Below are 21,135 nucleotides of genomic sequence, written 5' to 3'. Positions count from 1 at the left end.
GGTGCTGCCGCTCAGACGGTGCGACAGAGCATGGCGGCAACGCGGCACAGGTCTACTGCCCGCCGCTTCGTGAGATCCGCCTGTCGCTTCATGTCGTCGATCGTAGGGACGGACGGGCGGGCATGTCACCGGCGTGTCGCATGATGAGACGCGATCGTCCGCTTTTCGAGACAAGAAAGCGCCCGGAGCCTTGGGCGTACGGCTTCCGGGCGCGTGTAGCGGCGGTCACACCTGTTTGGCGGACGCGGTTGTCTCGCCTTTCGGACAGAGCGGGTGGTGCGGCCGGGTCCTACCCGACCAGCTGGACGTTCGAACCCCGCACCGTGATCTCCACGCCGTCCGGCGCCGCCTCCACCTTGTCCAGCCGGATGCCGCCCGGAAGGTCGTCGATGGCCTGCTGGAAGTCGGTGATCTCGCGGACCGACTCCTCGGCGAGGTCGAGGCCCGCCAGCTCCGGCAGGGAGTCGGTGCGCACCTCCACGGTGTCACCCTTGACGGCGACCGTGCTCAGCACCGAGAGCCGCTGGGTGCCGAGCACCGGCACCTCCGCCTCCAGCCCGACCTTGATCTTGCCCTTGCCGCCGTCGGCGAGGCTCACCACGCGGGCGGTGACGCCGGGGGCGACCTCGGTGGGCTCGGACTTGGCGGCCTTGAGCAGTTCGTCGTAGGCGATGGTCGCCGTGCCGGTGGCGGAGGCGGCCGTGGCGGAGCTGTAGTCGCCGGAGAACTCGACGCCCTTCATGTGCGCCGTCAGGTCGTCGATCCGGATGTTCTCGCCGTCACCCGTCGCGGCCTCGTAGTCGTCGATGCCGACCTCGACGTCGTCCAGCTCACCGCCCGCCACCTGGGTGAGGAACGGGAAGCCGTTGATCGACACGTCCGGGGTCTCCGCGAGGTTCTCGCTGGTCCTCAGCCTGTCCGCGGCCTCCCCCTCGGCGAAGTTCACGGCGAGCCGGTCCGCGGCCACGAAGAGTCCCCCGAGGATCACGACGACGATCAGAACTATTCGCAGCGCACGCATGTTTCCCCACTTTGGCCTTCGGCAACGAGGGCCAAGGTAACCCGGCCGGGCGGCCGGGCCCCGAGATTGTGGATCATCTGTGACAGGCGCGGGCCGGTCAGCCCAGCGTCCGCCCCAGCACCCACACCACCGGCGCGGCCGCGCTCAGGGGGAGGGCGACACCGGCCGTGAAGTGCACGAACCGGGACGGGTAGTCGTAGCTCGCGACCCGGTGGCCGATCAGGGCGCACACTCCGGCCGCCGCGCCCAGCAGCGCGCCGTCCGTCCCGGAGCCGGCACCGGTCAGGCCGCCCGCCGCGAAGCCGCCGCCGGCCGCCGCGAGGAGCGCGACGACGACGGACACGGGCGTCGGCAGCGGCAGCGCCCGGGCGAGGACCGCGACCGCGACCGCCGCCGCGCCGATCGTCACCGCGTCGGGCTCGGCCGCCAGGTAGCCGGTCGCGACGACCGCCAGGGCCGCCGAGACGACCGTGGCCATCAGGCCGTACAGCCGCTCGTCCGGGTCGGCGTGCGAACGCAGCTGGAGGACCAGCGACAGCAGCACCCAGACGCCGAGCGTGCCGAGGATCGCCACCGGACCGTTGTCCCGGCCCGCCACCAGCAGCGCCGCGTCCGCGGTCAGCGCGCCCAGGAACGCCAGCGCGATGCCCTGCCGGGCCGGCCACATGCCGTTCAGCCGGAACCAGCCCGCCGCGGTGACCGCCTGCAGGGCGACGAGCGGCACGAGCAGCGCCCAGGAGCCGACCGCCGCCGCGCCGGACAGCAGCAGACCGAGCAGCGCGGTCAGCGCGGCGGGCTGCAGGCCGGGCTCGATGATCGGGGAACGGCCTTCGAGCCGGGCCCGCTGGGCCGCGGTGAGCGGCGCGGACGGCTCGGGCGCCGGAGCCTGTGCCGGAGCCGGTTCGGCCACGGCCGTCCGCGGCTCGTACGGCTGCTCGGGCACGTACGCCTGCCGCGGCGCGTACCCCGCCGTCGCCGACTGGGCCTGGGTGTCCCAGGTCCGGCCCTCCCACTGCTGGGTGGGCGGGGCGGCGGCGTACTGCCCCTGGTACTGGGGCTGGGCCTGCTGGTACGGGTCCTGGGGGTACTGGGGGTACTGGTCGGGGTGGTACTGACCCTGGGGGTACTGGGGCTGCTGCTGGTACTGGTCGTACCCCTGGTACCCCCCTTGGGGCGCCCCCTCGTACTCCCCTTCGTACTCCCCTTCGTACTGCCCTTCGTACCGCCCTGGGTACTGCCCGTCGTACATCCCGTCGTACGGCTGGTTGCTCATCGGTCTGGTCACCCTCCTGCGAACGGCGGGAGCACCTCGACCGTGCCGCCGTCGGCCAGCCGTACCGTCTCATGCCCGCGGGTCCCGACGGGATCGCCGTCGATGAGGAACGAGCATCGCCGCAGCACCCGCGCGAGCTCGCCGGGGTGCCGCTCCCGCACCGCGGTGAGCGCGTCGGCGAGCGTGCCCGCCTCGTACGCCTCCTCGGCGACCCCGGCCGCGGCCTTCGCGGCGGCCCAGTAGCGCACCGTGACCTTTGCCATCTCGTCCCTCACGTCAGTCCACTCGTGAACGCTGCCAGGCTAGCCCGCCGCGCCGACGGCCCAGTCGCCGATGCGGTCCAGGAGGGCGTCGTCGGCCGCGTTCTCCGCGTGGCCCATGCCTGGTTCGAGCCACAGCTCGCCGTGTTGGCCGGCGGCCGCGGCCAGCATGTGCGGGTGGTCCACCGGGAAGTAGCCGTCGCGGTCGCCGTGGACGACGAGGAGCGGGGTGGGCGCGATCCTCGGGACCGCCTCGACCGGGGAGAGCGGGACCGGGTCCCAGTCGCGGTGGTGGATGCGGGTGCGGAAGCCGTAGCGGCCGACGAGGCGGCCCGCGGGCCGGGTGACCAGCCAGTGCAGCCGGCGCATGGGTGCCGTGCCCCGGTAGTACCAGCGCGCCGGGGCGCTGACGGAGACCACCGCGGCGATCTCCTGCTCCCGGTGCAGCGCCGCGTGCCGCAGCACCACCGAGCCGCCCATGGAGAAGCCGACGGTGATCACGCGCGCGTGCCCGAGGGCGCGGGCCCAGTCCACGGCGGCGGCCAGGTCCAGGACCTCGCGGTCGCCGACGGTGGAGTGGCCACCGGAGGCGCCGTGGCCGCGGAAGGAGAAGGTGACGACGGCGCCGTGGCGCGCCAGGGCGCGCGCGACCCGGCGCACGTGCGGGCGGTCCACATCACCGGTGAAGCCGTGGGCTATCACGAACACGGGGTGATCGGTGGATGGCCGTGAGGCGTCCGGCGAGGTGGCACCCGCTGCGTCGTATACAACGGCCGCCGGATCGTATACGGCTTCGATCCGCACCCCGTCCGACGTGTGCAGATACGTACGCAATCGCGCGGAACCGATCAGCCCGGCCGTCTCGGAGTGTGGACGAACGGTGGAACGGGGCGTGGATCGGGCCACATGACCTGCCGGACCTGAGCTCATGTGGGCTATTCTGCTTGGCAGAGGACTCGGGCAGCGTAGCCCCCGGGTCCTTTTGTGCTTTCGGAAGCGTTGTATACGACGCGGGAAACCGCAGGTGTACGGGCCGTCGAACGCATAGCGGCCCGCGAGGGCCGTCGCGGATCCCAGGGGCGCGGGGAGCCGCACCGTACGAAGCAGTGCCGCAAACTCCCCCACAGCGAAAGCGTGGGCGGTACCCCCATCGCAGGGACCGAGGAGGAACCAGACGTTATGGGCGAGCGAACCGTGCACGAGCGTGAGACGACCCGGGCAGGTGGAGTGCGATGAGTTCTCTGCTGCTCCTGACCAATGCCCTCCAGCCGTCGACGGAGGTGCTTCCCGCCCTCGGCCTGCTCCTGCACAACGTGCGAGTGGCCCCGGCGGAAGGACCGGCACTCGTCGACACCCCGGGTGCCGACGTCATCCTGATCGACGGCCGCCGCGATCTCCCGCAGGTCCGCAGCCTCTGCCAGCTGCTGCGCTCGACGGGCCCCGGCTGTCCCCTGATCCTCGTCGTGACCGAGGGCGGCCTCGCCGCCGTCACCGCCGACTGGGGCATCGACGACGTCCTCCTCGACACCGCCGGCCCGGCCGAGGTCGAGGCGCGGCTGCGGCTCGCCATGGGCCGCCAGCAGATCGTCAACGACGACTCCCCGATGGAGATCCGCAACGGCGACCTCTCGGTCGACGAGGCGACCTACTCCGCCAAGCTCAAGGGCCGGGTCCTCGACCTCACCTTCAAGGAGTTCGAGCTCCTGAAGTACCTCGCCCAGCACCCGGGCCGGGTCTTCACCCGCGCCCAGCTGCTCCAGGAGGTCTGGGGCTACGACTACTTCGGCGGCACCCGCACCGTCGACGTCCACGTACGACGGCTGCGCGCCAAGCTCGGCCCGGAGCACGAGTCGCTGATCGGGACCGTCCGCAACGTCGGGTACCGGTTCGTCACCCCGGAGAAGGTGGAGCGCGCCGCCGAGGAGGCCAAGGCCAAGGCGGACCGGGCGGCCAAGGCGGACCGGGCGAAAGCGGACGAGACGGACGGCGTGCCCGCCTCCGTCGCCGGCGAGGCCTGACCGGCGCACCGGCCCGCGCCACGGCACGGCGGGCCGGTATCCCGGACGGGCGCGGCCAACACTCAAGACGCCCTGCCCAGAGCGGGTCTCTCCGCGTAGACTCCGCGCGTGGCCAAGGTGACTCGGGATGATGTGGCGCGGCTGGCGGGAACTTCGACCGCCGTCGTCAGCTATGTCATCAACAACGGACCCCGGCCGGTCGCCCCGGCCACGCGCGAGCGTGTCCTCGCCGCGATCAAGGAACTGGGGTACCGGCCCGACCGGGTCGCCCAGGCGATGGCCTCCCGGCGCACCGACCTGATAGGCCTGATCATCCCCGACGCCCGCCAGCCCTTCTTCGGGGAGATGGCGCACGCCGTCGAACAGGCCGCGTCCGAGCGCGGGAAGATGGTCCTCGTCGGCAACACCGACTACGTCGGTGAACGCGAGGTCCACTACCTGCGGGCGTTCCTCGGAATGCGGGTGTCCGGACTGATCCTCGTCTCCCACGCGCTGAACGATCTGGCGGCCGCCGAGATCGAGGCCTGGGACGCGCGCGTGGTGCTGCTGCACGAGCGCCCCGAGTCCATCGACGACGTCGCCGTCACCACCGACGACCTGGGCGGCGCCCAGCTCGCCGTACGCCACCTCCTCGAGCACGGCTACGAGTACGTCGCCTGTATGGGCGGCACCGCCGAGACCCCCGCCGTCGGCGACCCCGTCTCCGACCACGTCGAGGGCTGGCGGCGCGCGATGGCGGAGGCCGGCCTGTCCACCGAGGGCCGGCTCTTCGAGGCGCCGTACAACCGCTACGACGCCTACCGGGTGGGCCTGGACGTGCTGTCCGGCCCGGACCGGCCCCCGGCGATCTTCTGCTCCACCGACGACCAGGCGATCGGTCTGCTGCGCGCCGCGCGCGAGCTGCGCATCGACGTGCCGGGCGAGCTGGCCGTGGCCGGCTTCGACGACATCAAGGAGGCGGCCCTCGCCGACCCGCCCCTGACCACGATCGCCTCCGACCGCTCGGCGATGGCCCGGGCGGCGGTGGACCTCGTCCTCGACGACGGCCTGCGGGTGGCGGGGTCGCGCCGGGAGCGGCTGAAGGTGTTCCCGTCGCGGCTGGTGGTGCGGCGGTCGTGCGGCTGCGCGGAGCCCGCCTCCGGCTGACGGCGGCGGCTGCACAGCGGCGGCGTACGGCGGCGGCTGTTCGGCAGCGGCTTTATATCGGGCATACGAGGTTCTGCCGGGCTTCTCAGGGAGCACTCAGGCAGCTCTCATGGTCGGGCGACAAGCTCCTGTCCATGACCGAGAGCAACGTGAATCCGGAGTGGCCGCCCCCGCCGGCGTACCAGCCCACCGCGCTTCCGACGGAGCCCGTGACCCGGCGGCGCGCCAAGAAGCGCGGTCCTGTCGCACTGCTCACCGCCGTGGCGATCGTCGCGGCCGCGATCGGCGGCGGCACGGCGTACGGCATCCAGGAGCTGACCGGCGACGACACGGTCGCCGCGAGCAGCAGCACCAGCACCAACGTCGTGCCGTCGAGCCAGAAGGGCACGGTCGCCGGGGTCGCCGAGGCGGTCAGCCCGAGCATCGTCGAGATCGGCGCGACCTCCAACGCGGGATCCTCCACCGGCTCCGGTGTGATCATCACCGGCGACGGCGAGATCATCACCAACAACCACGTCGTCTCCGGCGCCTCGGAGATCAAGGTGACGACCAGCGACGGCAAGGAGTACACCGCCCAGGTCGTCGGCACCGACAGCAGCAAGGACCTCGCCCTGATCAAGCTGGACGACGCCTCCGGGCTGACGGCGGCGACGCTCGGCGACTCCGACGGCGTGCAGGTCGGCGACCAGGTCGTGGCGATCGGCTCCCCCGAGGGCCTGACCGGCACGGTGACCAGCGGCATCGTCTCCGCCCTTGACCGTGACGTGACCGTCTCCACCGACGAGGGACAGCAGCAGCGGCAGCCCGGCGGCGGCTGGCCGTTCGAGTTCGGCGGTCAGGAGTTCAACGGCGACACCGGGTCGTCCACCACGACGTACAAGGCCATCCAGACCGACGCGTCCCTGAACCCCGGCAACTCCGGCGGCGCGCTGATCGACATGAACGGCAACATCATCGGCATCAACTCGGCGATGTACTCCGCGAGCGGATCCTCCTCGTCCGACGCCGGCAGTGTCGGCCTCGGCTTCGCCATCCCGGTCAACACCGTCAAGGCCGACCTGGCGGAGCTGCGGGCGGGCGCGAGCGGCTGAGCAAACGTGCGACGCTGACAGCGTCAGACCACGCCACGTCCACCACCGCACCCGAGGAACCACGCCATGAGCCCCGCCGAAGGCGACCGTGACCCCCAGCGCATCCTCATCGTCGACGACGAGCCGGCGGTGCGGGAGGCGCTCCAGCGCAGCCTGGCGTTCGAGGGGTACGACACGGAGGTCGCGGTCGACGGCGCGGACGCCCTGGAGAAGGCGACCGCGTACCGGCCCGACCTCGTCGTCCTCGACATCCAGATGCCCCGCATGGACGGGCTGACCGCGGCGCGGCGCATCCGCGGCGCGGGCGACACGACGCCGATCCTCATGCTGACGGCCCGGGACACGGTCGGCGACCGGGTGACCGGCCTGGACGCCGGGGCCGACGACTACCTGGTCAAGCCGTTCGAGCTGGACGAGCTGTTCGCCCGCATCCGGGCGCTGCTGCGGCGCAGCTCCTACGCGGCGGCGGTCGCCGGCGCCACGGCCGAGGACAGCGAGGCGCTGACCTTCGCCGACCTGCGCATGGACCTCGCGAGCCGTGAGGTGACGCGGGGCGGGCGGGCGGTGGAGCTGACCCGCACCGAGTTCACCCTGCTGGAGATGTTCATGGCGCACCCGCGCCAGGTCCTCACCCGGGAGCAGATCCTGAAGGCGGTGTGGGGCTTCGACTTCGAGCCGTCGTCGAACTCCCTCGACGTGTACGTCATGTACCTGCGCCGCAAGACGGAGGCGGGCGGCGAGCCGCGGCTCGTGCACACCGTGCGGGGCGTGGGGTACGTCCTGCGGCAGGGCGGCACCGAGTGAACCAGGCGGTGCGGCGCCTGCGCGCCCTGCCGATCCGCTCGCGGCTGGCGCTGCTGGTGACCACGGCCGTGGCCGTGGCGGTGGCGCTGGCTTCGGCCGCGTGCTGGTTCATCACGCGGGCGCAGCTGACCTCGCAGTTCGACACGACCCTGCGGCACACCCAGGTCCACGAGCTCTATCTGCGCAGCCTGGTCCGTGCCTGCACGTCCGACGGCACGGACAGCATCGGTTCGCTGCCCGGCTACACCGTGCAGATCGTGACCGCCGACGGCTCGGCCTGCCGACCGTCCTCCGACGCCGAGCTGCCCGTCTCCGGCCAGGACGTGGCGGTCGCGCGCGGCGAGCAGCGCGACGCCCTGCACACGGTGACGGACGGCGACGGCGTGAAGCGACGCGTCCACACCTATGTGCCGGGGCCGGGCCCGGTCACCGTCGGCGTGGAACGCTACGCCGTCTCGCTGGCCCAGCCCACGACGACGGTCGACAAGCCGCTGACGAACCTGGCGTGGGTGCTGCTCCTGGTGTCCGGGATCGGCGCGGTGGGCGCCGGGGCCGCGGGCCTGTGGGTCGCGCGGACCGGGCTGCGGCCCGTCGACAGGCTCACCGAGGCCGTCGAGCACGTGGCCCGCACCGAGGACCTCACCATCCGTATCCCGGTGGAGGACGACAGCGACGACGAGGTCGCGCGGCTGACGCGGTCGTTCAACTCGATGACCTCCGCGCTGGCCAGCTCCCGCGACCTCCAGCAGCAGCTGATCGCCGACGCCGGACACGAGCTGCGTACGCCGCTCACCTCGCTGCGCACCAACATCGAACTCCTCACCCGCAGCGAGGAGACCGGCCGCCCCCTCCCGGAGGCGGACCGCAGGGCGCTGCTCGCCTCGGTGAAGGCGCAGATGACGGAGCTGGCCGCGCTGATCGGCGATCTCCAGGAGCTGTCCCGCCCGGACACCGGCCAGGCCGGCGACCGTACGCAGGTGATCCCGTTCCAGGACGCGGTGGAGTCGGCGCTGCGCCGGGCCCGGCTGCGCGGCCCCGAGCTGACGATCACGGCGGACGTACGGCCGTGGTACGTGCGGGCGGAGCCGTCGGCGCTGGAGCGGGCGGTGGTCAACGTCCTGGACAACGCGGTGAAGTTCAGCCCGGCGGGCGGCACGGTCGACGTACGGCTCGACGGCGGCGTCCTCACGGTCCGCGACCACGGCCCCGGCATCCCCGCCGACGAGCTGCCGCACGTCTTCGACCGCTTCTGGCGCAGCCCCGGAGCGCGTGCCCTGCCGGGCTCGGGCCTGGGCCTGTCGATCGTGGCGCGGACGGTGCAGCAGGCGGGCGGCGAGGTGACGCTCGCCCCTGCGGACGGCGGCGGCACGCTGGTGACGGTCCGCCTGCCGGGGGCGCCGACGCCGCCGCCGGAGATGCCCGGCGACGACAGCTGACGTCACGGCGGTTCCGGGATCACGGCGGTTCGGCAGTCACGGCAGTCACGGCAGTTCCAGATCGGGATCCACGCGGGCGAACACCACATCGTCGGCCGACCTGCCCACGGCGATCGCTTCGGCGGTGTCCCAGCCCACGACCCGGTAGGCGTTCAGGGTGGTCGTCGGGGTGCCCGGGTCGTCGTCGCCCGGGGTGTCGTCGCAGGGCGGCATGGCGGCCGTGCCGATACGCTCGGCGACCTCGAAGTCGCCGTTCTCCGCACCGACGTACGTGTGCCCCCGGTACGTCACCAGGTACGCGCAGGACGCGTCGGCCTCAGCCTCACCCCCGCCACCCGCGACCGTGCACCCCATGACCGGCAGCAGCAGCATCAGCACGCCTCGTGCGGCCCTCATCCAGGCCCCCTTCCGTCATGACTCCGACGCCGGTCCCACCCGGTTCGTTCGCGGCAACCGTTCCGTCTCCGGTGGCGACTACCGGGCGACCATCCCCACACGGAACGGAACCCGCGCATGAGTGAGACCCATGGCAAGCCCCGTCACCGCAGGCGCAGGACGACGTTGCTGGCGGCCGGTGTGCCCCTCGCCCTGACCGCCGCGGGCGTGCTCGTCCTCGGCGAGGACGCGCAGCCGAAGGCCGCCGCGGCCGCCACGGCTGCCGTGCCCGCCTGGGCGACCGCCACCGCGGACGGCTTCGCCTCCGTGAACTCCCTCGGCCAGAAGGGCACGTACGGCGGCCGGGGCGGACAGATCGTCACCGTGAAGACGCTCGCCGACCTGGAGAAGTACGCGACCGCCGCGGAGCCGTACGTCATCGTCGTGGCCGGGACCATCGACATGTCGCCCGTCGGGAAGGAGATCAAGGTCCGGTCCGACAAGACCATCATCGGGTCGGGCACCTCGGGGCACATCGTCGGCGGCGGCTTCTTCCTCGGTACCGGCGTACACAACGTGATCATCCGGAACCTGACCATCCGGGACTCGTACCAGGGCGTCTGGAACGACAAGGACCACGACTTCGACGCGATCCAGATGGACGGGGCCCACCACGTCTGGATCGACCACAACGACCTGCGGCACATGGCGGACGGGCTGATCGACGTCCGCAAGGACAGCACGAACGTCACCGTGTCGTGGAACAAGCTGAGCGACAACAACAAGACGTTCGGCATCGGCTGGACCGAGAACGTCAAGACGGACATCACGATCCACCACAACTGGATCCGCGAGACCGAGCAGCGCAACCCCTCCACGGACAACGCCGCCCACGCGCACCTCTACAACAACCTCCTGGAGGACACCCCGGGGACGGACATCACGTCCTCCTACGGCAACTACTCGCGCGGCAGCACGAAGATGGTCCTGGAGAACTCCTGCTTCCAGGGCATGCGGAACCCCGTCATCAAGGACGCCACCGCGACGATCGTCCAGCGCGGCAACGTCTTCTCCGGCACCAGCGGCCGCAACGAGAGCGGCGGCACGGCGTTCGATCCGAAGACGTACTACGGCTACACGCTCGACAAGGCGGCGGACGTGCCGGCGCTGCTGAAGTCGGGCGCCGGACCGCGCGGTTCCCTCGGCACCACGGCGGCGGCCACGACCACCGCCGCCGCCGCGACCACCCTCACCGTCGCCAAGGACGGCTCGGGCCAGTACTCCACCGTCCAGGCCGCCGTGAACGCCGTCCCCGCGAACAACCCCTCCCGCGTGGTGATCGCCGTCAAGCCCGGCACGTACCGCGAGACCGTGAAGGTGCCCTCGAACAAGCCGCACGTCACCATCCAGGGCACTGGCGCCAGCCGCAAGGACACCGTCATCGTCCACAACAACGCGGCGGGCACGCCGAAGCCGGACGGGTCGGGCACGTACGGCACCGCGGGCAGCGCCACCGTCGCCGTCGAGGCCGACGACTTCCAGGCCCGCAACCTGACCGTCACCAACGACTTCGACGAGAAGGCGAACCAGTCCCTGTCCGGCCACCAGGCCGTCGCCCTGCGCACCGCCGCCGACAAGGTGTTCCTCGACGGGATCATCGTCAACGGCGACCAGGACACCCTGCTCGTGGACACCGCGGCCAAGGACCGGCTCGGCCGGGTCTACATGACCGACTCCTACGTCACCGGCAACGTCGACTTCATCTTCGGCCGGGCGACCGCCGTGATCGACCGGTCCGTCATCACGCTGAAGAAACGCTGGGACGGCACCTCCGCCGGGTACGTCACCGCCCCGAGCACGCCCGCGAACCGCAAGGGCATCCTCATCGCCAACTCCGCCGTCAACGGTGACGTGGCCGACCGCACCTTCCACCTCGGCCGCCCCTGGCACGCGGGCGGCGACGCCACCCTCGACCCGCAGACCACCGTCCGCAACACCACCCTCAGCGCGGCCGTCCGCACCGCCCCCTGGACCGACATGAGCGGCTTCTCCTGGAAGGACGACCGTTTCGCGGAGTACCAGAACACCGGCGCGGGCGCGGGCAGCGCAAGCACCGACCGCCCCCACCTGACCCCCGCCCAGGCCGCCGACCAGGAGGTCGCGGACTGGCTGGCGGGCTGGACGCCTACGGCTTCCTGACACCACCCTCGGGACGCAGGTGGGCGAGCAGCGCCCGCAACCGGTCCCACGACCCGTCGTCGGCCGGTGCGTCCAGGGGATAGTGCACTCCGGGTCATGGTCAGCCGGAGGTGCGCGCCTCCGCTCGCCACGTTGTGCCGCCGGTCGCCCGAACGGGAGAACCCGAGGCATTCGCCCTGGTCAGCCGTACCGCCGCATGTAGCGTGACGGCGTTGCCTGTGCCCCCGGTACCTGGACGAGGTCCTGTGGCAGGCGTGGAAAGCCATGGAACTCCCCGAGGGCTGCCGCGCTGAGATCATCGAGGGAGCCATCGAGGTGTCGCCCACCGGCCGTCTGTCCCACGCCCAGATCACGAACCGTGTACGGCGCGCGTCGGACGAGTTCCAAACGCAACCAGGACCGCGACCACATCCGCAAACGCCGCGAGTACGCTCGCGCCGGCATCCCCGTCCATCTGCTCATCGACGACTACGACGGCCAGGGCGCCGTCACTCTCCTCACCCGCCCCCGTCCCGACAAGGCCGATTGGGAGGACCTCCACCGCGTCCCCGACGGCACGGAGGTCACCGTCCCCTAAGGCCCCGCCAAGGGCTTCGTCATCGGCGAGTCGGTCACCGGTCCGCTGCGCGGCTGAGGCGGTGCCGGGGAGGCTCGAAGCTCTGTCGGACCGGGTCCGTAGGGTAGACCCACGGTGACGTCGTCCCGCCCCGGTTCGTCGAGGCGCCGGCCCGGGCGGACTGCTGGATCTTCGGCGAGCCGGCGCCGATGTCAGCGGGACAGTGAGCCGGCCGAAGGCCGGTTCCCGGTGGGGGAACCGGCCTTCTTGACCGTTCAGGTGAGATTCACGCGTCGATGGCGTGGGTCACTGAGTGACGGTGAACGTGCACCAGGGTGTCCAGGCCGAGGCCTGGTTGCCGCCGATCGCCTGCAGGCGGAACTGGTACTCGCCCGGTTTCAGGTCGCCTGCGGCGAGAGCGAGGTTGAAGACCATGCCGTTCGGCCAGATCCGCTTGGTCTTGGTGATGAGCGGGGCCTCACCCGGCTCGGCGACCTCGAAGGTGGCCCGCAGGGACGAGTAACTTCTGTTCTTGCCCGCGTCCTTGCCGAACTCGGTCGGCGAGGCGGCGAGCGCGCCGCCTCTCGCACTGGAGATCACCGGCGTCGGGCCGCCCTCACAGAACTGCGCCTGCTCGTACGGTCCGGCGAAAACCCGGAGAGTGCCTGGCACGCTGGGGTCGGCCTGCGATCCCGTCGCGCTCGCGCTGGCGACCGCGACGGACACGAGTGCGGCGATCACACCGGCGGTAGCGCCGATGCGTCGGAGATGCTTCCTGATCACGGAGAGACCGTCCTTTCCGGTACTAGCGCGGAACGTAATAGAGGTGTGTGGAGCCGTCGTAGCCGTTCGCACAGCCGTAGGAGTTCCAGAGGAGCTGGCCGTAGGTGTTCTCCGCCCCGTAGTCGTCACACCAGTACCAGGAAGCGTGGGTGCCGTCGTACAGGTTCCCGACGGTCGTGGCCCCCATCGGCTTGATCAGCCATTCCTTGCCCACGGTGGTGAGACGCGGGCCGCTGTACACGGGTGTCTTGTCGCTGTAACTCGTCGGACCGTACGTGTTGTTGAGGATCTGGCCGGCGGCCTTCCGGCCTGTTGCGACGCCGAGGTCGCCGTCCCACTGGTAGTGCACACCGAGGTAGACCCGGCTTCGGGCATTCTCGGTGGCCGCCGCGCTGAAGGTGGGGAAGGTGCGGGAGACCCCGACCGCATGGGGATCGTCGGTGGTGCCGGTGAAGGAGATGTTGTCCGTGCCGAAGAACTGCTTCATCGACTCGGCCCATGCCCCGGCGAAGGTCGCATGCCCGGAGACGTAGGCGGGGAAAGGCGGACTGAAGTGGTTTCCGGCTTCATCAGCCGAGAGGGGTTGCCAGGAACTGTCCTGCGCGGTGTCCGGGTTGCCGTCCGAGTCGGCCATCCGGATGGCGCTCTCGGGCCGCCACAGATCGATGGCGGTCTGGTACTTCGCGTCCCAGGCGGAGATCCCCGCGTCCGCCATCGAGCCCGCGACCAGTGCGAAGAGCCGGACGTTGGCGAGCTGGTCGAGTCCGCGCTGTTCGGAGACGACCCGGGTGTGGGTGAAGAGCTGACCCGGCGGCTTGTAGGTGCCGTTCAGGTCGTTGGCCCAGAACCAGGCGATCTGGGTCTGCTCGGCGGTCCGTGTCCTGCTGTTGGCCGCTCCTAGCTCCGCCACTTCCTTGAACTGGGCCGTGTAGTCGGGGCTCTTCAGCAGCTCGGGCATCGTCGCGATCCCGGCGGGCGGCTGCGGACGCAGGTCGGCCGCCGTGGTCTTGAAGTGCGTCCACGGGTAGTCGCCGTAGTCGATGAACTTCTTGACCTTGCCCCAGTTCGGATCCACCGCCGGACCGGAGCCCGTCGGGCGCCACTGGCCGGGCTCGGTGCTCGGGGTGTACGGCGTGGTGTCCCCGGATCCGTCGCCGGTACGACGGGCGATCATCGCCGCGGCGGCCTTCTCGCCGACGCTCTTGCCCTCCGTGGTGGTGGCGTCGACCGGCTCGCCCGTGCGGGCCGCCGTGAGGTAGGGGGCGAAGTCGAGCGCGGGGAAGACGGATTCGAGGACGTTGTACGCGGCGTGGTCCAGCGCTGCCTCGACGTTGGGAGCGATGCCGGCCTTCACGCTGATGCCGGGGGTGTAGAGCGCTCCCAGGCAGTTCTCCGGCTTGAAGCCGCCGCTGCTGTGGCAGCGGCTGGCGTTCGCGGCGTCGTACATGGCCAGATGCATCATGGCCCCGGCCCGTGCCAGCGGTCCCGGGGAGCCGCCCGTGGTGACGTAGGCGTCGATCAGCGCTTGGTTCCAGTAGAGGACTCGGTCGCCCGTGGTCGAACTGGCGTGCGCGGGCGCCGATATGCCCAGACATGCCAGAAGCAGCGTCAGGACGACGGTGATGGAGCGTCTGACAGGGTGTTTCACAGTCTTGCCCCTCCAGAGATCACAAAAGTCGATCGTGCAGACAAGATCACACGCAGCATAGGATCAGCGTCCGCCCGCGCTACCCGCCCGGAAGTAAGCTGCGCGTGAACGCACGTGGACCGGGACACCCCGGGGTCCGGACACGGCGGCAGCTTCCGGACGCGGCGAAGGGGCCCGGGGACAGCGTCCGCCGGACCCCTTCGCGCGGTCGGTCACTTGATGACGTTCACCCGGTCCGCCGCAGGCGCCTGCAGCGGGCTGGTCGCCGAGGAGTTGGCGGCCAGGTAGGCCTCGAAGGCCACCAGGTCGTCCTGCCCGATCAGCGGGTTCGCGCCCCCGGCCAGCCCCGTGAAGCCGTCACCGCCGCCGGCGAGGAAGGAGTTGGCGGCGACCCGGTAGGTCTTCGCCGGGTCCAGCGGGGCGCCCGCGACGCGGATGGAGTCGGTGACGATCCGGTCGGCGCCCGTCTTCGTCAGGTCCAGCGTGTACGTCAGCCCCGAGGGCTGCAGGATCTTCGGGGCGGCCGCGTTGGCGCCGGAGACCTGCTGCTGCAGCACGGTGAGCAGCTGCGCGCCGGTGAGGTCGACCAGGTTCACCGTGTTGGCGAACGGCTGCACCTTGAAGGCCTCGCCGTACGTCACCACACCGTCGCCCTCACCGGCCGGCGAGGACGCGTGGACCAGATCGGCGCGCACGCCGCCCGGGTTCATCAGCGCCACGGACGCGGCCGGGTCCAGGGTCTTGGCGTACGCCAGCTGGGCGTCGGCGATCAGGTTGCCGAGCGGGGAGTCGTCGAACTCCAGGGTGGTCTTGATGTCCGAGGCGATGTGACCGATCGGACGGTTGGCGATGGGGGCCGCCAGGGTCTGGTAGCGGCTGATCAGCGATGTCATGTCCGAGGCCGCGTTGTTCCGGTACACCACGTGGTTGGCGGACTTCACCGACGTACGGACGATGTCGCCGGTAAGGCGGTCGTACGTCAGCGAGGTGTCGGTGTAGAGCCGGCCGAACGAGGCGGCGGAGGTCACCGTGCGCGGCTTGCCCTCCGGGTCCGTGATGGTGCAGGCGTACGCCGCGTGCGTGTGGCCGGTGACCAGCGCGTCCACCTTGGCCGTGACGCCCTTGGCGATGTCGACGATCGGGCCGGAGATGCCGGATCCCGCGCCGCCGGCGTCGCAGTCGTAGTTGTACGCCTCCGAGGCCGGGAGACCGCCCTCGTGGATCAGGGCGACGATCGACTTCACGCCCTGGCGCTGCAGTTTCTTGGCGTAGTGGTTGATCGTCTTGATCTCGTCGTGGAAGGTCAGGCCCTTGATGCCCTCGGCGGTGACGATGTTCGGCGTGCCCTCCAGGGTGACGCCGATGAATCCGATCTTCACGCCGTTCTTCTCCCACACGTACGTGGGGTCGAGGATCGGCTTGCCCGTCTTGTCGTCGGTGACGTTCGCGGCCAGGAACGGGAAGTCGGCGCCCTCGAAGGTACGGCCCTCCGCGTAGCAGCCGTCCTCCGGGTGGCAGCCGCCCTCCTGCATGCGCTCCAGCTCGGCGCGGCCCTCGTCGAACTCGTGGTTGCCGACGCCGGTGACGTCCAGGTCGAGGGCGTTCATAGCCTCGATGGTCGGCTCGTCGTGGAAGAGCGCCGAGGTGATCGGGCTGGCGCCGATCAGGTCGCCTGCCGCCGCGGTGACCGAGTAGGGATGGCCTGAGCGGGCCGTGCGCAGCGAGTCGGCCAGGTACTCGACGCCGCCGACGCCGTTGATGGTCTTGACGCTGCCGTCGGGCTGAATCTCCGTGAGCCGCGCCGAGGAACTCGTGGGGGGCTCGAGGTTGCCGTGGAAGTCGTTGAAGGACAGCAGCTGGACGTCCTGGTAGCGGCCCGGCCAGTGCTTGCCGGTCTTCTCGTCGGCGCTGGCGGTGGACGGCAGCGCGGCGACCAGCGCGCCGACGGTCGCGAGCCCGGCGGTGGCCGCGAGCAGCCTGGTCGTACGGCGTCTGCGGCGGTCGTGCGGCGGAGTGGTGGCTGGCATACGCCCCCCTGTGGTTCTTCCCGGGGTGGTGTTCCCGGCGGTTGATGGTCCCGGCGCAGCCTAGAGTCAACGCGCGTAGCGCGACAGGGGGTTCATGGTTACATCCTGGTTTCCCTTTGCCGCCGTTTTCGGGCCGCCTCCCCTTACCCTCGTAGGCATGACCAGCGACGACATCGCACGGCCCGGCCCCTCCCGCGCCATCGAGACCTACGCGGCGCTCTCCCCGGAACAGATCGAGGCGGTTCTCGGACTGCTCGCGGAGGCCGTTCGCGTCGACGGCCAGCAGGCGGTGTCCGAACAGGGCCGGCTCCAGCTGCGCGGCGGGGAACGCGAGGGTGTGTCCCATCTGCTGCTGACCCTCGGCGACCAACTCGTGGGCTACGCCCAGCTGGAGGACACGGATCCGGTGGAGGCCCCGGCCGCCGAGCTGGTCGTCCACCCCTCGCACCGCGGCCACGGCCACGGCCGCGCCCTCGGTACGGCGCTGCTGGCCGCCTCCGGCAAGCGGCTGCGGGTGTGGGCGCACGGCGGCCATTCCGCGGCCCGGCATCTGGCGCAGGTGCTGGGGCTGACCCTGTTCCGCGAACTGCGTCAGATGCGGCGCCCCTTGGCGGGACTCGACCTGCCCGAGCCGGTACTGCCGGCCGGGGTGAGCGTGCGGACCTTCGTGCCGGGGCGGGACGACGCGGCCTGGCTCGCCGTCAACGCCGCCGCGTTCGCCCACCATCCGGAGCAGGGCTCCCTCACCCAGCGCGACCTGGACGACCGCAAGGCGGAGCCGTGGTTCGACCCGGCGGGCTTCTTCCTGGCCGAGCGCGAGGGCGAGCTGGTCGGCTTCCACTGGACGAAGGTGCACGCGGAGGAGCAGCTCGGCGAGGTGTACGTCCTCGGGGTGGCGCCCGGCACGCAGGGCGGCGGCCTGGGCAAGGCGCTGACCACGGTCGGGCTGCGGCATCTGGCGGCGCAGGGGCTGCCGACGGCGATGCTGTACGTCGACGCGGACAACAAGGCGGCGGTGTCGGTGTACGAGCGGCTGGGCTTCACCACATACGAGACGGACCTCATGTACCGGTCCGAAACCTGATCTTTCCGCCCGGAGGCCTCACGAGGGGGCGGCGATCTTGACGCCGCCCCCTCTCTCGCACCACCCTTTCACTACTCAATTAGTGAAAGGGTGGTTGTCCGAGTGGTCGAATACCGCGTCGACCGGCGCAGCGGAGTCGCCACCTACCTGCAGATCGTCCAGCAGACCAAGCAGGCGCTGCGCCTCGGCCTGCTCCAGCCCGGCGACCAGCTGCCCACGGCCCGCGAGGTCGTGGCGGCCACCGCCATCAACCCGAACACCGTCCTGAAGGCCTACCGCGAGCTGGAACGCGAAGGCCTCGTCGAGGCCCGCCGCGGCCTCGGCACCTTCGTCCGGCGCTCCCTGGGCGCCGCACCAGCCGACTCGCCGCTGCGCAGCGAACTGGAGGCGTGGGCGGCGAAGGCCCGCACCGCCGGGCTCGAACGGGACGACGTGGCCGCGCTCTTCACGTCCGTACTGGACACGCACTTCAAGGGGGACCAGGAATGACCGACACCGCCATCGAGGCGGCCGCGCTGTCCAAGAGCTTCGGCCGGCGCGGACGGCGAGCGCTCGACGACTGCGCCTTCCGGCTGCCCGCCGGGCGCGTCTGCGCCGTCGTCGGGCCCAACGGGGCCGGCAAGTCCACCCTGCTCGCCCTCGCCGCCGGACTGCTCGCCCCCACCGAGGGCACCGTCCGGGTGCTGGGCGCCCACCCGGCCGACGTCCGCGAACGCCTCGCCTATGTCGCCCAGGACAAGCCCCTGCACCCCCAGCTCACCGTCGCCGACACCCTCCGTCTCGGCCAGGAGCTCAACCCCGGCCGCTGGGACCAGGCGGTCGCCGCCCGCGTCGTCGCCGAGGGCGACCTCGACCCCGGCGCCCGCGTCCGCTCCCTCTCCGGCGGCCAGCGCACCCGCGTGGCGCTCGCCCTCGCCCTCGGCAAGCGCCCCGAGGTGCTGCTGCTCGACGAGCCGATGGCCGACCTCGACCCGCTGGCCCGGCACCAGCTGATGGGCACGCTGATGGCGGACGCCGCCGAGCACGGCACCACGGTTGTCATGTCCTCGCACGTCGTGGCCGAGCTGGAGGGCTCCTGCGACCACCTGCTGCTCGTCGGCGGCGGCCTCATCCGCCTCTCCGGCCCGCTCGACGACCTGCTCGCCGCACACACCCTGATCACCGGCCCGACAGGCGCCGACCTCACGCCGCACACCGTCGTCGAGTCCCGTACGACCGGACGACAGCTCACCGCGCTGATCCGCCCCCGGGGCCCGGTCCCCGGCGCCTGGCAGAGCACCGAGCCCTCGCTGGAGGAGCTGGTCCTCGCCCACCTGCGCGCCCCCGAAGCCCCGGAGCTGCACCTCGACACCCCGGTGGAGGCCGCCGTATGACCGCCGTGACGACCACCGCGGCCCCCGAACGGGCCCGTCCCGCCCGTGGCCCGCGCGGCCTGACCTGGGTGCTGCTGCGGGTGCACCGGTCGGCGCTGTGGTTCTGGCTGATGCTGCTCGCCGTCGCCGGAGGCGCCCTGCTGTGGGCGTACGGGCCGGGCGTGGACGCCGCTCTGGACGTCTACCGCGGGATGGACTGCGGCCCCGGGTACTGCGACGCCACGGTCCCCGCCGCCCAGCACTACCAGCTCGCCACCGTCCTCGGCACCGGCCTGCTCACCCTCACCCCGCTCCTCACCGCCGCCTGGGCGGGCGGCGCCCTGATCGGCCGGGAACTGGAGAACGGCACCGCGCGGCTCGCCTGGACCCAGTCCGTCACCCCGGCCCGCTGGCTCGCCGCCAAGCTCGCCGTGCCCGCCGCCCTGCTCGCCGCCGGCACGGTCCTGCTCACGCTGCTGCACCGCCTGCTGTGGTCGGTGGACGGACCGCTGCGGGAGGCCACGGGCACGCGCGATTGGCACGACGGCGGCGTCTACCTCGCCAACGGCACCCTGGCCACCGCCTACGCCCTGCTCGGCCTGGCCGTCGGCGCCCTCGCCGGTCTGCTCGTCCGCCGGGCGCTGCCCGCGCTGGCGGCCGCCGTGATGAGCCTGCTCGTCCTCACCGGCGCGCTGTCCTCCCTGCGCCCGCACCTGTGGCCGGCCGTGACCCGGACCGGCAAGGAGTACTACCCGGAGTGGACCGGCATGGTCGTCGGCGACGGCGCCCTCACCTCCACCGGCGCCCGCGTCCCCGACCCGATGTGCGTCGACGACGCCCGCTGCCTCGCCGAGCACGACATCGTCGGCTTCTACCGCGACCACCACCCGGCCGACCACTTCTGGCCCCTCCAGCTCGTCGAGACCGGCATCGTCCTCGCCGTCGCCGCTCTCGCGGTCCTGGCCGCGTTCTGGCTGCTGAACCGCAGTACGGGAGCCCGCCGTACGGGAACCCGCCGTACGGAAACCCTCCGTCCGGGAGCCGCCGTATGACCGCCCCCGCCGCCACCGCCGCCCCCGCCCCGCGCGGCACCCGGCGCCCGCGCGGCCTGATCTGGGCCGTGCTGCGGCTGCACCGCACGGCGCTGTGGCTCTCGCTGGCCGCGCTCGCCGCCGCCGCGCTGGTCTCGGTGTGGATGTACGTCATCGGGGACGACGCCCGGCGTGGCATGGGCGCCTGCGCCACCCCGGCCACCGACCGGCTGCCGTCCTGCGCGGAGGTCGAGGCGATCGGCGCCGACGAGACCTACGCCACCGGGATCGGCCTGCTCACCGGCACCCTCGCCTACCTGGTCTTCCCGGTGACCGCCTGGGCGGGCGGCGCGCTGATCGGCCGCGAGCTGGAGAACGGCACCGCCCGGCTCGCCTGGACCCAGTCCGTCACCCCGGCCCGCTGGCTCGCCGCCAAGCTGGCCGTGCCCGCAGCGCTGCTGACGGCCGGGACGGCGGCGGCCCTGGCGCTGCTGGAGTGGGCGCGCGGCGACGGCGACCCGGACCTGGTCGGCGACTGGTACCTGCCGGACGTCTTCGTCAGCGGCGGTCCCACCGCCGTCGCCTACCCACTGGCCGGTCTCGTCCTCGGCGCCCTCGCCGGACTGCTCACCGGCCGGGCACTGCCCGCCGCAGGACTGTCACTCGCCGTCTGGACCGTCCTCCACAAGGTCCTGGAGCACTACCGCGGCGACCTGTGGCCGGCGCTCACCCGCACCGCCGGCGGCGCCACCTTCGAACTGCCCCGCTCCGCCTTCGCCGTCGGCACGGTCTTCGACCAGGACCGGATGACCTCCGCCACCTACCACCCCCGCTCCCACCTGCTGCCCCTCCAGCTCGTGGAGACCGGCATCCTGCTCGCCCTCACCGCCGCCGCGGCCGCCGCCTGCCATCTGCTGCTGCGCCGCCGCGCGAGCTGAGGATCAAGACCCGGTCCGCGTACGCCCCTCCACGGGGGGAGGAACGTACGCGGGCCGCTCCCGCGCGCCCGCGATCCGCCGCCCGCTATCCCA

At 71.9% G+C, this 21,135-nt stretch carries 21 protein-coding genes; 12 read left to right on the top strand and 9 right to left on the bottom strand.

Going from position 1 to position 21,135, the window contains the following annotated elements; genetic code table 11:
- Nucleotides 1–11 precede the first annotated feature (11 nt).
- The 5 genes from ACSU6L_RS19980 to ACSU6L_RS19960 all read right to left on the bottom strand — a co-directional run bounded on the left by ACSU6L_RS19980 (nt 12) and on the right by ACSU6L_RS19960 (nt 3,484).
- Nucleotides 12–92, bottom strand: a complete 81-nt coding sequence (locus ACSU6L_RS19980) for a putative leader peptide (protein WP_350203226.1) — start codon at nt 90–92, stop codon at nt 12–14.
- Nucleotides 93–289: 197 nt separating this feature from the next.
- Nucleotides 290–1,021, bottom strand: a complete 732-nt coding sequence (locus ACSU6L_RS19975; protein WP_437058625.1) for an LmeA family phospholipid-binding protein — start codon at nt 1,019–1,021, stop codon at nt 290–292.
- A gap of 97 nt (nt 1,022–1,118) precedes the next feature.
- The gene (locus ACSU6L_RS19970; RefSeq protein WP_437058623.1) at nt 1,119–2,294 is read right to left on the bottom strand and encodes a hypothetical protein; all 1,176 of its coding nucleotides are present in this window, start codon (nt 2,292–2,294) and stop codon (nt 1,119–1,121) included.
- An 8-nt stretch (nt 2,295–2,302) separates the two neighbouring features.
- Nucleotides 2,303–2,557 carry a MoaD/ThiS family protein gene (locus ACSU6L_RS19965; RefSeq protein WP_073941815.1) on the bottom strand — a complete coding sequence of 85 codons (255 nt, stop codon included), beginning with the start codon at nt 2,555–2,557 and terminating at the stop codon, nt 2,303–2,305.
- Nucleotides 2,558–2,596: 39 nt separating this feature from the next.
- Nucleotides 2,597–3,484, bottom strand: a complete 888-nt coding sequence (locus ACSU6L_RS19960; RefSeq protein WP_437058621.1) for an alpha/beta hydrolase — start codon at nt 3,482–3,484, stop codon at nt 2,597–2,599.
- A 302-nt stretch (nt 3,485–3,786) separates the two neighbouring features.
- On the opposite strand from ACSU6L_RS19960, the gene ACSU6L_RS19955 reads away from it, so the two are divergent.
- The 5 genes from ACSU6L_RS19955 to ACSU6L_RS19935 all read left to right on the top strand — a co-directional run bounded on the left by ACSU6L_RS19955 (nt 3,787) and on the right by ACSU6L_RS19935 (nt 9,049).
- On the top strand, nt 3,787–4,572 hold the full coding sequence (locus ACSU6L_RS19955; protein WP_073941727.1) for a response regulator transcription factor: 786 nt from the start codon (nt 3,787–3,789) through the stop codon (nt 4,570–4,572).
- Between the two features lie 108 nt (nt 4,573–4,680).
- The gene (locus ACSU6L_RS19950; RefSeq protein WP_437058619.1) at nt 4,681–5,718 is read left to right on the top strand and encodes a LacI family DNA-binding transcriptional regulator; all 1,038 of its coding nucleotides are present in this window, start codon (nt 4,681–4,683) and stop codon (nt 5,716–5,718) included.
- A 134-nt stretch (nt 5,719–5,852) separates the two neighbouring features.
- A complete protein-coding gene (locus ACSU6L_RS19945; RefSeq protein WP_437058617.1) occupies nt 5,853–6,809 on the top strand; it encodes a S1C family serine protease in 957 nt (318 codons plus the stop codon).
- 66 nt (nt 6,810–6,875) lie between these two features.
- Nucleotides 6,876–7,613 (top strand): response regulator transcription factor, encoded by a 738-nt coding sequence (locus ACSU6L_RS19940; RefSeq protein ID WP_437058615.1) that lies wholly within the window; start codon nt 6,876–6,878, stop codon nt 7,611–7,613.
- Nucleotides 7,610–9,049: a sensor histidine kinase gene (locus ACSU6L_RS19935; protein WP_437058613.1), complete on the top strand. Its 1,440-nt coding sequence runs from the start codon at nt 7,610–7,612 to the stop codon at nt 9,047–9,049. Before ACSU6L_RS19940 ends, ACSU6L_RS19935 begins: the two co-directional genes overlap by 4 nt.
- Before the next feature lie 45 nt (nt 9,050–9,094).
- On the opposite strand, the gene ACSU6L_RS19930 is transcribed toward ACSU6L_RS19935, so the two are convergent.
- Nucleotides 9,095–9,445, bottom strand: coding sequence for a DUF6281 family protein (locus tag ACSU6L_RS19930; protein WP_437058611.1), 351 nt, complete (start codon nt 9,443–9,445; stop codon nt 9,095–9,097).
- Between the two features lie 117 nt (nt 9,446–9,562).
- On the opposite strand from ACSU6L_RS19930, the gene ACSU6L_RS19925 reads away from it, so the two are divergent.
- Together ACSU6L_RS19925 and ACSU6L_RS19920 are read left to right on the top strand one after the other, a co-directional pair.
- Nucleotides 9,563–11,623, top strand: coding sequence for a pectinesterase family protein (locus ACSU6L_RS19925; RefSeq protein WP_437058609.1), 2,061 nt, complete (start codon nt 9,563–9,565; stop codon nt 11,621–11,623).
- 358 nt (nt 11,624–11,981) lie between these two features.
- Complete coding sequence (locus ACSU6L_RS19920; protein ID WP_437058607.1) at nt 11,982–12,200, top strand: hypothetical protein; 219 nt, start codon at nt 11,982–11,984, stop codon at nt 12,198–12,200.
- Between the two features lie 285 nt (nt 12,201–12,485).
- Here the strand turns inward: ACSU6L_RS19920 and ACSU6L_RS19915 are convergent, their stop codons facing one another.
- The 3 genes from ACSU6L_RS19915 to ACSU6L_RS19905 form a co-directional block, all read right to left on the bottom strand.
- Nucleotides 12,486–12,962: a hypothetical protein gene (locus ACSU6L_RS19915; RefSeq protein ID WP_437058605.1), complete on the bottom strand. Its 477-nt coding sequence runs from the start codon at nt 12,960–12,962 to the stop codon at nt 12,486–12,488.
- 22 nt (nt 12,963–12,984) lie between these two features.
- Nucleotides 12,985–14,610, bottom strand: coding sequence for a vanadium-dependent haloperoxidase (locus ACSU6L_RS19910; RefSeq protein WP_437058603.1), 1,626 nt, complete (start codon nt 14,608–14,610; stop codon nt 12,985–12,987).
- 212 nt (nt 14,611–14,822) lie between these two features.
- On the bottom strand, nt 14,823–16,637 hold the full coding sequence (locus tag ACSU6L_RS19905; protein WP_437058601.1) for a bifunctional metallophosphatase/5'-nucleotidase: 1,815 nt from the start codon (nt 16,635–16,637) through the stop codon (nt 14,823–14,825).
- A 157-nt stretch (nt 16,638–16,794) separates the two neighbouring features.
- Here ACSU6L_RS19905 and mshD point away from each other — a divergent pair, with 157 nt between their 5' ends.
- The 5 genes from mshD to ACSU6L_RS19880 all read left to right on the top strand — a co-directional run bounded on the left by mshD (nt 16,795) and on the right by ACSU6L_RS19880 (nt 21,042).
- Complete coding sequence (gene mshD, locus ACSU6L_RS19900) at nt 16,795–17,721, top strand: mycothiol synthase (protein ID WP_073941740.1); 927 nt, start codon at nt 16,795–16,797, stop codon at nt 17,719–17,721.
- A 102-nt stretch (nt 17,722–17,823) separates the two neighbouring features.
- Complete coding sequence (locus tag ACSU6L_RS19895) at nt 17,824–18,210, top strand: GntR family transcriptional regulator (RefSeq protein ID WP_073941741.1); 387 nt, start codon at nt 17,824–17,826, stop codon at nt 18,208–18,210.
- Nucleotides 18,207–19,094 (top strand): ABC transporter ATP-binding protein, encoded by an 888-nt coding sequence (locus ACSU6L_RS19890; RefSeq protein WP_437058598.1) that lies wholly within the window; start codon nt 18,207–18,209, stop codon nt 19,092–19,094. Before ACSU6L_RS19895 ends, ACSU6L_RS19890 begins: the two co-directional genes overlap by 4 nt.
- The gene (locus ACSU6L_RS19885; RefSeq protein ID WP_437058596.1) at nt 19,091–20,125 is read left to right on the top strand and encodes an ABC transporter permease; all 1,035 of its coding nucleotides are present in this window, start codon (nt 19,091–19,093) and stop codon (nt 20,123–20,125) included. The genes ACSU6L_RS19890 and ACSU6L_RS19885 overlap by 4 nt, the downstream gene beginning before the upstream one ends.
- Nucleotides 20,122–21,042: a hypothetical protein gene (locus tag ACSU6L_RS19880; protein ID WP_437058594.1), complete on the top strand. Its 921-nt coding sequence runs from the start codon at nt 20,122–20,124 to the stop codon at nt 21,040–21,042. Before ACSU6L_RS19885 ends, ACSU6L_RS19880 begins: the two co-directional genes overlap by 4 nt.
- The last annotated feature ends 93 nt before the right edge of the window (nt 21,043–21,135 follow it).

It is taken from the genome of Streptomyces sp. enrichment culture, assembly GCF_964272855.1.
Classification (GTDB): Bacteria; Actinomycetota; Actinomycetes; order Streptomycetales; family Streptomycetaceae; genus Streptomyces.
The sequence above is the reverse complement of the archived record's forward strand: the minus strand, read 5'-3'. Positions and strand labels throughout refer to the sequence as shown.

Coding starts and splice junctions, on each gene's coding strand:
- ACSU6L_RS19980 (WP_350203226.1), bottom strand. CDS start 92: ATGAAGCGACAGGCGGATCTCACGAAGCGGCGGGCAGTAGACCTGTGC.
- ACSU6L_RS19975 (WP_437058625.1), bottom strand. CDS start 1,021: ATGCGTGCGCTGCGAATAGTTCTGATCGTCGTCGTGATCCTCGGGGGA.
- ACSU6L_RS19970 (WP_437058623.1), bottom strand. CDS start 2,294: ATGAGCAACCAGCCGTACGACGGGATGTACGACGGGCAGTACCCAGGG.
- ACSU6L_RS19965 (WP_073941815.1), bottom strand. CDS start 2,557: ATGGCAAAGGTCACGGTGCGCTACTGGGCCGCCGCGAAGGCCGCGGCC.
- ACSU6L_RS19960 (WP_437058621.1), bottom strand. CDS start 3,484: ATGAGCTCAGGTCCGGCAGGTCATGTGGCCCGATCCACGCCCCGTTCC.
- ACSU6L_RS19955 (WP_073941727.1), top strand. CDS start 3,787: ATGAGTTCTCTGCTGCTCCTGACCAATGCCCTCCAGCCGTCGACGGAG.
- ACSU6L_RS19945 (WP_437058617.1), top strand. CDS start 5,853: ATGACCGAGAGCAACGTGAATCCGGAGTGGCCGCCCCCGCCGGCGTAC.
- ACSU6L_RS19940 (WP_437058615.1), top strand. CDS start 6,876: ATGAGCCCCGCCGAAGGCGACCGTGACCCCCAGCGCATCCTCATCGTC.
- ACSU6L_RS19930 (WP_437058611.1), bottom strand. CDS start 9,445: ATGAGGGCCGCACGAGGCGTGCTGATGCTGCTGCTGCCGGTCATGGGG.
- ACSU6L_RS19925 (WP_437058609.1), top strand. CDS start 9,563: ATGAGTGAGACCCATGGCAAGCCCCGTCACCGCAGGCGCAGGACGACG.
- ACSU6L_RS19905 (WP_437058601.1), bottom strand. CDS start 16,637: ATGCCAGCCACCACTCCGCCGCACGACCGCCGCAGACGCCGTACGACC.
- mshD (WP_073941740.1), top strand. CDS start 16,795: ATGACCAGCGACGACATCGCACGGCCCGGCCCCTCCCGCGCCATCGAG.
- ACSU6L_RS19890 (WP_437058598.1), top strand. CDS start 18,207: ATGACCGACACCGCCATCGAGGCGGCCGCGCTGTCCAAGAGCTTCGGC.
- ACSU6L_RS19885 (WP_437058596.1), top strand. CDS start 19,091: ATGACCGCCGTGACGACCACCGCGGCCCCCGAACGGGCCCGTCCCGCC.
- ACSU6L_RS19880 (WP_437058594.1), top strand. CDS start 20,122: ATGACCGCCCCCGCCGCCACCGCCGCCCCCGCCCCGCGCGGCACCCGG.